Origin of the sequence: Streptomyces hesseae (assembly GCF_031845785.1) — a bacterium.
GTDB lineage: Bacteria > Actinomycetota > Actinomycetes > Streptomycetales > Streptomycetaceae > Streptomyces > Streptomyces hesseae.
The window spans coordinates 355,073-366,881 of record NZ_JAVRFI010000004.1; the positions used below are offsets into that span (position 1 = coordinate 355,073).

The 11,809-nt window shown below is 73.4% G+C and carries 8 protein-coding genes and 1 riboswitch; of the genes, 5 read left to right on the plus strand and 3 right to left on the minus strand.

Annotated elements, in window-relative coordinates:
- Window positions 1-130: 130 nt before the first annotated feature.
- Window positions 131-263: riboswitch (cobalamin riboswitch) on the plus strand.
- 29 nt (window positions 264-292) lie between these two features.
- Entirely contained in the window at window positions 293-3,937 is a 3,645-nt protein-coding gene (gene cobN / locus RM609_RS09670; RefSeq protein ID WP_311609585.1) for a cobaltochelatase subunit CobN, read from the plus strand.
- A 53-nt stretch (window positions 3,938-3,990) separates the two neighbouring features.
- On the opposite strand, the gene rox is transcribed toward cobN, so the two are convergent.
- Window positions 3,991-5,421 carry a rifampin monooxygenase gene (gene rox, locus RM609_RS09675; RefSeq protein WP_311609587.1) on the minus strand — a complete coding sequence of 477 codons (1,431 nt, stop codon included), beginning with the start codon at window positions 5,419-5,421 and terminating at the stop codon, window positions 3,991-3,993.
- 182 nt (window positions 5,422-5,603) lie between these two features.
- Here rox and RM609_RS09680 point away from each other — a divergent pair, with 182 nt between their 5' ends.
- A complete protein-coding gene (locus RM609_RS09680; RefSeq protein WP_311609589.1) occupies window positions 5,604-6,857 on the plus strand; it encodes a VWA domain-containing protein in 1,254 nt (417 codons plus the stop codon).
- Complete coding sequence (locus tag RM609_RS09685) at window positions 6,857-7,573, plus strand: hypothetical protein (protein WP_311609591.1); 717 nt, start codon at window positions 6,857-6,859, stop codon at window positions 7,571-7,573. The genes RM609_RS09680 and RM609_RS09685 overlap by 1 nt, the downstream gene beginning before the upstream one ends.
- 27 nt (window positions 7,574-7,600) lie before the next feature.
- Here the strand turns inward: RM609_RS09685 and RM609_RS09690 are convergent, their stop codons facing one another.
- Window positions 7,601-8,617 (minus strand): trypsin-like serine peptidase, encoded by a 1,017-nt coding sequence (locus tag RM609_RS09690; RefSeq protein WP_311609593.1) that lies wholly within the window; start codon window positions 8,615-8,617, stop codon window positions 7,601-7,603.
- Between the two features lie 242 nt (window positions 8,618-8,859).
- Here RM609_RS09690 and RM609_RS09695 point away from each other — a divergent pair, with 242 nt between their 5' ends.
- Both RM609_RS09695 and RM609_RS09700 read left to right on the plus strand, forming a co-directional pair.
- Window positions 8,860-9,246: a hypothetical protein gene (locus RM609_RS09695; protein ID WP_311609595.1), complete on the plus strand. Its 387-nt coding sequence runs from the start codon at window positions 8,860-8,862 to the stop codon at window positions 9,244-9,246.
- Window positions 9,236-11,341 (plus strand): hypothetical protein, encoded by a 2,106-nt coding sequence (locus RM609_RS09700; protein ID WP_311609597.1) that lies wholly within the window; start codon window positions 9,236-9,238, stop codon window positions 11,339-11,341. Before RM609_RS09695 ends, RM609_RS09700 begins: the two co-directional genes overlap by 11 nt.
- 67 nt (window positions 11,342-11,408) lie before the next feature.
- Here the strand turns inward: RM609_RS09700 and RM609_RS09705 are convergent, their stop codons facing one another.
- Window positions 11,409-11,786 carry a hypothetical protein gene (locus RM609_RS09705; protein ID WP_311609598.1) on the minus strand — a complete coding sequence of 126 codons (378 nt, stop codon included), beginning with the start codon at window positions 11,784-11,786 and terminating at the stop codon, window positions 11,409-11,411.
- Window positions 11,787-11,809: the final 23 nt, after the last annotated feature.

Here is an 11,809-nt window from a genome sequence, read left to right on the forward strand (position 1 = left end):
TTGAGGACGACGCGAGTCAGCGCGGACAAGGGGGCGGGACGGGGCGGGAGGGGGCGCGCGGGGGGCGAAGCCCTGCTCGGAAACGACGAAAGGGCGGGTCAGGGGCATCTTCCCCTCCTGGAGGCCCACCCCGCATGGCTACTATGGCAGCGCCAGCGACGGCGACAGGGGAGGAAGCCGGTGTGATCCCGGCACGGTCCCGCCACTGTGTGCCCGGCAGCGATGCCAGGTGAGTCAGGAACTCCTGCCGTCCTCCCACCGCCCGGGGCGCGGACCCCGAGGAAGGCATGCCGTGATCCTGCTTCTGTCGACGTCCGACACCGACCTGCTCAGCGCCCGTTCGGCCGGCGGCCCGGTCCCGTACCGGCTCGCCAACCCCGCCCGGCTCGCGCTCGAGGAACTCCCCGCGCTCCTGGAGGGCGCCGACCTTGTCGTCGTGCGCCTACTCGGCGGTCTGCGCGCCTGGCAGGAGGGCCTCGACCAGCTCCTGGCCGGCCCCCGCCCCGTCGTCGTCCTCACCGGCGAACAGGCCCCCGACGCCCAGCTGATGGAGGCGTCCACCGTCCCCGTCGGCATCGCCGCCGAGGCCCACGCCTACCTCGCCCACGGCGGCCCCGCCAACCTCGAACAGCTGGCCCGCTTCCTCTCCGACACCGTGCTGCTCACCGGCCACGGCTTCGAGCCGCCGGCCCCCGCCCCCGCGTGGGGCGCGCTGGAGCGCACCCCCAAGCCCGGCGCGTCCGGCCCGCTCGTCGCCGTGCTCTACTACCGCGCCCACCACATGAGCGGCAACACCGCCTTCGTCGAGGCCCTCTGCGGCGCCGTCGAGGACGCGGGCGCCCGCGCCCTGCCGCTCTACGTCGCCTCGCTGCGCGCCCCCGAGCCCGAGCTGATCGACGCCCTGCGCGACGCCGACGCCATCGTCACCACCGTCCTCGCCGCCGGCGGCACCCGGCCCGCCGACGCCTCCGCCGGGGGCGACGACGAGTCCTGGGACGCCGGCGCGCTCGCCGCCCTCGACGTGCCGATCCTCCAGGCCCTCTGCCTGACCGGCACCCGGAAGGCCTGGGAGGAGAACGACGAGGGACTCTCCCCGCTCGACTCCGCCACCCAGGTCGCCGTGCCCGAGTTCGACGGCCGCATCATCACCGTCCCCTTCTCCTTCAAGGAGATCGACGCGGACGGCCTGCCCGCCTACGTCCCCGACCCCGAGCGCGCCGCCCGCGTCGCGGGCATCGCCGTACGCCACGCCCGCCTCCGCCACATCCCCGCCGCCGAGAAGCGGCTCGCGCTCGTCCTCTCCGCGTACCCCACCAAGCACTCCCGTATCGGCAACGCCGTCGGCCTCGACACCCCCGCCAGCGCCGTCGCCCTGCTGCGCCGGCTGCGCGAGGAGGGCTACGACTTCGGCACGGAAGAGGTCCCCGGCCTCGCGTCCGGCGACGGCGACGAGCTCATCTACGCCCTCATCGACGCGGGCGGCCACGACCAGGACTGGCTGACGGAGGAGCAGCTGGCCCGCAACCCCGTCCGCATCCCGGCCGCCGACTACAAGCGCTGGTACGAGCAGCTCCCCGCCGAGCTGCGCGAGGCCGTCGAGGAGCACTGGGGCCCGGCGCCCGGCGAGATGTTCGTCGACCGCAGCCGCAACCCCGAGGGCGACATCGTCCTCGCCGCCCTGCGCCGCGGCAATCTGCTGATCCTCATCCAGCCGCCGCGCGGCTTCGGCGAGAACCCCATCGCCATCTACCACGACCCCGACCTGCCGCCCTCGCACCACTACCTCGCCGCCTACCGCTGGATCGCCGCCTCCCAGGAGGACGGCGGCTTCGGCGCCGACGCGATGGTCCACCTGGGCAAGCACGGCAACCTGGAGTGGCTGCCCGGCAAGAACGCCGGCCTGTCCGCCGCCTGCGGCCCCGACGCGGCCCTCGGCGACCTGCCCCTGGTCTACCCGTTCCTCGTCAACGACCCCGGCGAGGGCACCCAGGCCAAGCGCCGCGCCCACGCCACGCTCGTCGACCACCTCGTGCCGCCCATGGCCCGCGCCGACTCCTACGGCGACATCGCGCGCCTGGAGCAGCTCCTCGACGAATACGCCCAGATCTCCTCGATGGACCCGGCCAAGCTCCCCGCGATCCGCGCCCAGATCTGGACCCTCATCCAGGCCGCCCGCCTCGACCACGACCTGGGCATGGAGGAGCGCCCCGACGACGACGGCTTCGACGACTTCCTCCTCCACGTCGACGGCTGGCTCTGCGAGGTGAAGGACGCCCAGATCCGCGACGGCCTCCACGTCCTGGGCGCCGCCCCGGCCGGTGCCGACCGCGTCAACCTGGTCCTGTCGATCCTGCGCGCCCGCCAGATCTGGGGCGGCACGACGGCCCTGCCGGGCCTGCGCGAGGCCCTCGGCCTCGACGAGTCGGCGGCCACCCGCACCACGGCGGACGAGGCGGAGGCGGAGGCCCGGGCCCTGGTGGAGGCCATGGAGGCGGCGGGCTGGGACCCGACCGCGGTGGCCACCGTTGTGGGCAATCGTCCCGCCCTGCGGGACGGGTGGGCACAACCCACGGTGCCGGGCACCGACGCTGTCTCGGCCGTCCTCGACTTCGCCGCCCGCGAGGTCGTCCCTCGCCTGGCCGCGACGACGAACGAACTCGACCACGCCGTCCACGCGTTGAACGGCGGATGCGTCCCCGCCGGCCCGTCGGGGTCCCCCCTGCGCGGCCTCGTCAACGTCCTCCCGACCGGCCGCAACTTCTACTCCGTCGACCCCAAGGCCGTCCCCAGCCGGCTCGCCTGGGAGACCGGCCAGGCCCTCGCCGATTCCCTCCTGGAGCGCTACCGCACGGACAACGGCGACTGGCCCGAGTCCGTGGGCCTGTCCCTGTGGGGCACGAGCGCCATGCGCACGGCGGGCGACGACGTGGCCGAGGCCATGGCGCTGCTGGGCGTCCGCCCGGTCTGGGACGAGGCGTCGCGCCGCGTCACGGGCCTGGAGCCGATCTCCCCGGCCGAGCTGGGCCGTCCCCGCGTCGATGTCACCCTGCGCATCAGCGGCTTCTTCCGTGACGCGTTCCCGCACGTCATCGGCCTACTGGACGACGCCGTGCGGCTCGTCGCCGCCCTCGACGAGCCGGACGAGCAGAACTTCGTCCGTGCCCACGCCCAGGCCGACCTCGCCGCCCACGGCGACGAACGGCGCGCCACCACCCGTATCTTCGGCTCCCGCCCGGGTACGTACGGCGCCGGTCTGCTCCAGCTCATCGACAGCCGTGACTGGCGCACCGACGCCGACCTGGCCGAGGTCTACACGGTCTGGGGCGGCTACGCCTACGGCCGGGGCCTGGAGGGCCGCCCGGCCCGCGAGGACATGGAGACGGCCTACAAGCGCATCGCGGTCGCGGCCAAGAACACCGACACCCGCGAACACGACATCGCCGACTCCGACGACTACTTCCAGTACCACGGCGGCATGGTCGCCACGGTCAAGGCCCTCAAGGGCACCGCACCCGCCGCGTACATCGGCGACTCCACCCGCCCCGAGACGGTCCGCACCCGCACCCTCGTCGAGGAGACGTCCCGCGTCTTCCGGGCCCGTGTGGTCAACCCCCGCTGGATCGAGGCGATGCGCCGCCACGGCTACAAGGGCGCCTTCGAACTCGCCGCCACCGTCGACTACCTCTTCGGCTACGACGCCACCACCGGCGTCGTCCCCGACTGGATGTACGACAAGCTCGCCCGGACCTACGCCCTGGACCCGGAGAACCGCGCCTTCCTGGAGGAGGCCAACCCCTGGGCCCTGCACGGCATCGCCGAGCGCCTCCTGGAGGCCGAGAGCCGCGGCATGTGGGCCAAGCCGGACGCGGAGACGCTGGAAGCGCTGCGACAGCTTTTCCTGGAGACGGAGGGCAACCTGGAGGGCGGGGACGACTGAGCCGGCCGGCTCCGGGCCGGAGCGCACCAGCACTCCGGCCCGGAGCCGCGCTTTCAGCCGACGGGCGCGCCGAACCACTTCGGCAGGTGAGCGATCAGCTCCTGCTGGTCCTCACCGGCCCACGCCACGTGCCCGTCCGGCCGCAGCAGCACCGCGGGCACATCCAGTTCCTCGCTGACGTCGACGACGTGGTCGACCCGGTCCGCCCAGCCCTCCACCGAGAGCCGGCCGGTCTGGTCGAGGAGCAGTCCGCGGCCGCCGCGCGTCAGCTCGTAGAGGCGTCCCCCCTTCAGCCGCACGTCCCGCATCCGCTTGCCGAGCAGCTCGTGGCCGTCGCCGAAGTCGTAGCGGACGCCGATCGCGGTGATCTTCTCGATCAGGTACCGGTTCACCTCCTCGAAGTCCATCAGCTCCGACACCAGCCGTCGTACGGACTGGGGACCCGCCTCGGTGGACATCAGCAGCATCTGCGCACGCGTGTTGTCCAGCACGGCGGCGCCCACCGGGTGCCGTTCGGCGTGATAGCTGTCCAGCAGGCCCTCGGGGGCCCAGCCGGCCACCGCGGCGGCCAGCTTCCAGCCGAGGTTGAACGCGTCCTGGACACCGAGGTTGAGGCCCTGCCCGCCGGTCGGCGGGTGGATGTGCGCGGCGTCGCCGGCCAGCAGCACCCGGCCGACCCGGTAGCGCTCGGCCTGCCGGGTGGCGTCGCCGAACCGGGAGAGCCAGCGCGGCGAGTGCACGCCGAAGTCGGTCCCGGCGGTCGCCCGCAGCTGCCGCTTGAACTCCTCGAAGGCCGGCGGGACCGCGCGGTCCTCGGCCACCCCCTCGGCGGGCACGATGACGCGGAACGTACCGTCCCCGAGGGGCATGAAGCCGAACCGCTTCTGGACCTTGCGGACTTCGGTCATCACCGCGGTCAGTTCCTCCTGCGGCATGGTCACCTCCATCTCGCCCAGCAGCGTCTCGACCCTGCTGGGCTCGCCGGGGAAGGCGACGCCGGCGAGCTTGCGGACCGTGCTGCGGCCGCCGTCGCAGCCGACGAGGTAGCGCGAGCGCAGTCGTGTGCTGTCAGCCAGCTCGACGGTCACCCCGTCCTCGTCCTGGCTCAGCCCGATCACCTCGCAGCCGCGCCGGATCTCGGTACCGGCCGCGGTGGCGTGCTCCTCCAGCAGGCGGTCGGTGATGGTCTGCGGTATGCCGAGGACGTACGAATGCGCCGTGTCCATCCGCTCGGGCCACGGCTTGCCGATGCCGGCGAAGAAACCGGGGAACCGTTCGTACTTCGTGCCGTTCGCGAGGAAGGTGTCCAGCAGGCCGCGCTGGTCCATCACCTCGATGCTGCGCACGTGCAGGCCCAGAGCGCGGACCATCCTGGCGGGCTGCGTCTCCTTCTCGAGAACGACCACGTGTACCCCGTGCAGCCGCAGCTCACTGGCCAGCATCAGGCCGGTCGGTCCGCCGCCGACCACGATCACGTCGATCATCACACATCTCATTTCCGCAGTTCCGGGCTTCGGTCGGTGATTGTGCGGTATGACCGGGGCCTTGCGGCAAGGCCCCCAGTGCGCTATATGTTGAACATGGCGAGGAATGGTTGCGTTCCTCGCCTTTGTCATGCGCCGGTACGCCGGCGACGGCCCCCCTCGGGGGCACTAGGATCCTTTGGATGATCATCAGAAAACGGCTGGCGGCGGGGGCCTGTGCCCTGCTCGCCGCCCTGGCCCTGGGCGTCACCCCGGCGAACGCCGCGGACGGGCCCTCGAAGGATTCGCCGAAGGTCGAGCTGGTCCTCGACGTCAGCGGCTCGATGCGTGCGACGGACATCGACGGGCAGTCGCGCATGGTGGCCGCCAAGGAGGCGTTCAACGAGGTCATCGACTCGGTGCCGGCCGGTGTCCGGCTCGGTATCCGCACGCTCGGTGCCAATTACGCCGGTGAGGACAAGACGCTCGGCTGTCGCGACAGCCAGCAGCTGTACCGCGTCGGCAATGTGGACAAGGCCGACGCCAAGGCGTCCGTGGCCGGGCTCCAGCCCACCGGCTGGACGCCCATCGGCCTCGCCCTGCGCGGCGCCGACCAGGACCTCGGGACGGACGGCGGAACGCGCCGGATCGTGCTCATCACCGACGGCGAGGACTCCTGCGGCCTGCCCGACCCCTGTGACGTGGCCCGCGAACTCGCCGCCAAGGGCACGCACTTGACCATCGACACCCTCGGCCTCGCCTCCGACGACAAGACCCGCGAGCAGCTGAGCTGCATCGCCGAGGCCACCGGCGGCACGTACACCACCGTGCGGCACCGCAAGGAGCTCTCCGGCCGCATCAAGCAGCTCGTGAAGCGGGCGGACACGCCCGTCGAGACGCCCAAGCCCGTCTCGGGCACCGAGGAGTGCCGGACCGCGCCCGAGATCGGCGCCGGCATCTGGACCGACCGGGAGACCTTCTCCCAGCACCGCGTCTACAAGGTCAAGGTCAAGCCCGGCCAGGAGCTGCGCTTCGCGGCGAGCGTGGGCGCCGACCGCGCCGTCGACCGGGACTACGGTGTACTGGTCCGCGCGATGGGCGAGAACGGGCAGGAACTCGTGCGCGGCAGCGACGCGGGCAGCGGCCGCACCGATGTGATGGCCTCAGGACTGCGCTACCCCGTAGCGGAGGACGGGAACGACAAGCAGCCGAGAACCGTCTGCGTGGAGGTCTCCAACTCCTTCTCCGCGCCCGCCTCCGTCAAGCGTGACCCCGGACTGCCGGTGGAACTGGCCGTCGACGTGGTCAAGGGGCCCGACGACCCCTCCGACCTGGCCGCCTTCGGCCTCGGCCGCGGCTGGGTGCTGCTGCTGGTGCTGGGCCTGACCGGACTGCTCGCCGGCCTGCTGTGGGGCTGGCTGGCCCGCTGGCGCATCGCTGTGTGGAGGGAGAACTGATGCGGATGAAACGCGCGTTGACCGCCGTCCTGCTCGCGGGCGCGGCCCTGCTCGCCCCGGCCACCACGGCCGTCGCCGACGACGCCCCCAATGAGGCCGGTACCGCCTTCCGTACCGCCGTCGCCATCGAACAGGGGCAGAAGGCCACGGCCAACGGCTCCACGGGCGACTACCTCTACTGGCAGTTCCCGGCGGGCGCCGGGCAGCGGCCGACGGTGAAGGCCACCGTCACCCTGCCCGACGCGGCCACCCGCAGCGGCGCCGCCACCTGGCGCCTCGACGTCTACGACGGACTGCGCCGCCGCCAGGCCTGCACCGCGGGCGAGCAGGCCGCGACCGCCGGGCAGCAGGCCGCCACCGTGGCCCTTACCTGCACGCTGCGCACGGTTCGCCCCTGGTCCGAGCGCTGGTCCAACGACCCGCTGCCCGGCGCGTACTACGTGCGGCTCACCGTCACCGACGCGCCCGACCGCGACCTCGGACTGCCCGTGAAGGCGGAGGTCCAGGCCACGTCCGAGGACATGGGCGGGGCCCACGCCGAGGGCGGCGAACTGGGCAAGCCGCTCCACGCGGCGGCTCTCGCCGAGCCCGACAGCGGCTGGAACGGCAGCTGGTGGTCCGGCCGTTGGGGCTGGACGGTCGGCGGCGCCGTACTCTGCGCGCTCGCGGCCATCGGCGGCTACAAGCTGACCCGCCACCCGCACCGGCGCTCGTAAGGGGCGCGGGGCAGCGTCGATATGCGGCTACCGCCGCGTGGGCGCGACCAGCCCCCACCGACCTGCGGCGACTGGATCGCTTAGGTACCCACCCGGCGGTGCCGCACCCTCGACCGCGTCCGAGTACAGGTCGACCAAATCGTCGCCGAAGTAGGAGCTGTAGGAGATGTCGGGGGTGTCACCGCCGGTGTGATACCCGCCGATGACACCGATCACCTCGTACCCGCCCTCGCCGCGCACCAGGAACGGCCCGCCCGACGTGCCGCCGACGTACCCCGCGCAGGCGATCTCCAGGAAGTCGCCGGGAGCGGCCGGATCCGTACTGGTGTAGCGGTGCGTGGAGGAGGTGCAGTCGAGCGGCTTGGGGTAGACGGCGTCGCTGTTGCCCGGGTAGCCGATCAGCCGCACCACGTCGTGGGAGTACCCCGGCCGGATGCCCAGGCCGAAGCCGCCGACGGCCCGCTGGACCGGGGTGCCGTCCGCCCGGTCGCCCAGCCGCACCACCGCGTAGTCCCAGCGCGCCCCGCCGTTCGTGCCCAGGTCGTAGTAGCGCTGGTCGAGGTAGATCTCCTCGACCGGGAAGACGCCGTGCGGCTTGAGGCCGTCGTGGTACTGCGGCACGAACGAGAACTGCTTCTTCGGGTCCGGCGAGCGCAGGCAGTGGGCGGCGCTGACCACGAGGTCGCGGTGCGGGCTGCGGACGACCGTACCGCCGCAGAACCGGCCGGTGTTGTGCCCGTCCGTCCAGAAGAACGTCCCCACCTGCGGCAGTCCGTCGAAGGGGTGGCTGGGCGGCACGGGCTCGGCGGCCGGGGCCGGCGCGTCCTGCCGCTTGACGTCGGCCACGGCGGGGAGGGCGGCCCGCATCCGCGCGGGCGTCCAGTAGGCGTCGGCCGACGCGGCCGACGCGCGATGCCCGGCGTGCGGGGCGCCCGCCGCCAGCGCCGGGCCCGGCAGGGCGACGGACGCCGCCACCGCCATCAGGCCGGACAGCAGCGCCACGGCGCCGCGTATGGCGAACGGTCTGGATCCGGGTCTGTCCATGAGCGGTTCCTCCCTGGTGTGCGCACGGCCGCGGGGGCCGGGTGCGCGGGGGACACGTACGAGGTGAGCGTGTCATCGTCCTACGGCGGAGGCGCGAGGGGTGAGTCGCCGACGCGACAGGATTCACCGGGACGCCGCACAGTGACCCCGGGCACTTGGGGCGTGACTGTCGGAGGTGGGCGGTAGCCTGTCGCGGACGGGCGGACGTCCGGTCCGCCGGCCCACGAGGGGGGAGTCGACTGATGGTTGATCCGGTGTCGTTGGGGGCGATCACGAGCGCGGTCACCGCCGCCGCGGGATCCGTCGGTACGGAGGCGGGGCGCCAGGTCTGGGGATCACTGGTGCAGCTGGCCCGCCGCGCGTTCGGCCGGGGCCCCGCCGGCGAGGACGAGACGGGCACGGCGGTACTGCCGCTCGACCCGGGCGACGAGCAGCAGGTCCAGTCGCTGGCCGCGTTGATCTTCGGGCGGGTCTACCAGGACACCGCGTTCGCCGAGGAGTACCGCCGGTGGGCCGAGCAGGCCGAGGCCGTACGCGTGTCCGTGGACAACAGTACGGTCAACAACACCTTCTCCGGCGGCCACGCCACCCACCTCTACCAGGGCAGGGACTTCAACATTGGCCGGTGAGACGAACAATCACTTCGCGGGCCGCGCGAAGACCGTCATCCAGGCCCGCGACGTGACGTACCACCAGGCACCCGAGCCGCCCCCGGTCCCGGACCCGCACCAAGTGCCGCCGAGTACACCCTGGTTCGTCAACCGCACCGACGACCTGGCCGGCCTCAGCGGCTGGCTGGACCCGGACGCGGGCGGACCGCCCCGGATCGCCCTGCTCACCGGATTACCGGGCGTCGGCAAGAGGAACACCGCACGGCGCTGGGTGGAGGACACCCGCGGCCGGTACCCCGGCGGCGAGCTCTACGTCGACTTCGCCGAGCTGCGCGGCCCGACGGGCGGCGGCGCCGACGTCTCCGCCGCGCTCACCGGCCTGCTGCGCAGCCTCGGCACGGACGACCGCTATCTCCCCACGTCCCTCGGCGAGCTGGCCGGTCTCTACCGCACCCGCACCGCGAAGCGCGGTGTCCTGGTCGTCCTGGACAACGTCACGCACCCCGCCCACGTCAGCACGTTCCTCCCCGCCGCGCCCGGCAGCGCCGTACTCGCCACCAGCGGCCGCCGCCTGGGCGAACTGGTCCTCGACGGCGCCCGCTTACTGCCCCTCGAACCCCTCAGCGCCAAGAGCGGCGCCCGGCTCCTCGCGGACCTCTGCGGCGCGAAACGGGTGGCCGCCGAACCCGAGGCGGCCGCCCGGCTCGTCGCGGGCTGCGGCGGCCTGCCCGTCGCCCTGCACCTCGCCGCCGCCCGGCTGCTGACCCACCGCCGGCTCACCATCGCGGCGCTCGTCGCCGAGCTGGAGAAGGAGAGCGGCGGACTCGACGCCCTGTCCCTGGACTCCGCGAACGGCATGTCCGTGCTCCTCGGCGCCGCCTGCCGCGACCTGCCCGCCGACGCCCTGCGCCTCTACCGGCGCCTCGGCCTGCTGCCCGGCCACGGCTTCGACGCGGAGACCGCCGCCGCGGCCGACGGCAGCGACGCCGCCACCGCGCGGCGGCTCCTCGACGTCCTGGAAACGGCCAGCCTCCTGGAGGACACCGTGCCCGACGAGGACACCGTGCCCGACCGCCACCGGCTCCACGACCTCGTCCGGCGCCACGCCCGCGACCTGGCCGAGGCCGACGAGTCGGCGGCCGAACGGGAGGCGGCCCTGCGCCGGATCGTCGACCACTACACCGTCCGCGCCGCCTTCGCCGACCGTGCCGTGATGGGTACCCGGCTCCGCCTCACCGACCACGACGAGCTGCTGACCGGCCACGACGACCCGTTCGCCGGTCCGGACGCCCGCGCCGCAGCCCTCGACTGGCTGGAGGCCGAACGCGCCGACGCGCTGGCCGTGCTGCGGGCCGCCGCCGAACACGGCCTGGACCGCCGGGTCTGGCAGCTCGCGGAGTCCCTCACCGCCCTCTACCTCCACCACCGCCACCTCGCCGACTGGATCGAGTCCGGCACCCTCGGCGCCGCGGCCGCCGCCCGTACCGGCGACACCGCCGCCGAGGCCCGGCTGCGCAGCCTCCTCTCCCGCCCGCTGATGGACACGGGCCAACACGACCGCGCCCGCGCGGAACTGGAGGCCGCCGTGGCCCTCGCCGATGCCTCGGGGCACCCGGTGCTCCGCGCGTCCGTCCGGGAGTTCTCCGGCCGCTACTGGGACCGCTTCGACCCCGCCCGCGCCGTGCGGGTCTACGAGGACTCCCTCGCCCTCAACCTCGCGGCGGACGAGCCGCGCGGCGCCGCCCTGGCCCGCCTCTTCCTGGGCGGCGCCCTCGCCGCCTCCGGCCACCACGAGGCGGGCCTCGCGGCCCTCACGGAGGCGTACGAGCAGCTGAGCGCGCTCGGCGACGTACGGATGGCGGGGCGCGCCCTGGCAGCCGTGGGGCGGCTCGCGGAGAACGCGGAGGCGTTGGGCCGGGCGGCCGAGATGCTGCGGAAGACGCGGGCCGCGTATTACGAGGCGGAGGTACGGGAGGAACTGGCAGGGCTGCTGGAGCGTGCTGGGGACGGGGCGGGTGCGCGGCCGCACCTCGCGCGGGCCGTCGAACTGCTGGACGCCGGGGGCGGCCCGAGGGCGGAGGAGCTTCGGGAACGGCTGTCGGCTCTGTCCTGATCCCGTCCCTTCCCGGGACCGGGGGCAAGGCCCTCGGTCCCGGGTGCGGCAAGCCCGCCTGTGTGCCCTACTTCTCTTCGGTGACGCAGGTGGTGTGGTTGAGGATTCCCACGGTGTCCGTCCCGCAGTTGTTACTGAATCCGGAGGCGTTGCGGGAGTCGATGTTGGAGAGCAGGCCGCCGCTCGGACCGGTCACCTGACGGTTGTCGTTGTGGCGGTGGTGGGAGTCGTACCGGGCCACACAGGTACGGTCGCTGAGGAGACCGACCCTGCTGGAGCCGCACTGGTTGGAGTGCGTCGCCGCGTTCCTGCTTCCGACGTTGGACAGCAGACCGCCCGCCCCCAGGTCGATCGTGTCGGCGCTCGCGGCCCCGATGCAGGCGGGGGAGGCCAGGACGGCCACGGCCACGCCGGACAGAACTGCGAATCGCTTCAGAGAACCCACTGGTCAGCCTTGTCTTTTCGATG

What these genes read in the sequence shown, in the direction of transcription:
- rox (WP_311609587.1), bottom strand. Translation starts at nt 5,421, where the DNA reads ATGATCGACGTGATCGTGGTCGGCGGCGGACCGACCGGCCTGATGCTG.
- RM609_RS09680 (WP_311609589.1), top strand. Translation starts at nt 5,604, where the DNA reads ATGATCATCAGAAAACGGCTGGCGGCGGGGGCCTGTGCCCTGCTCGCC.
- RM609_RS09685 (WP_311609591.1), top strand. Translation starts at nt 6,857, where the DNA reads ATGCGGATGAAACGCGCGTTGACCGCCGTCCTGCTCGCGGGCGCGGCC.
- RM609_RS09690 (WP_311609593.1), bottom strand. Translation starts at nt 8,617, where the DNA reads ATGGACAGACCCGGATCCAGACCGTTCGCCATACGCGGCGCCGTGGCG.
- RM609_RS09695 (WP_311609595.1), top strand. Translation starts at nt 8,860, where the DNA reads ATGGTTGATCCGGTGTCGTTGGGGGCGATCACGAGCGCGGTCACCGCC.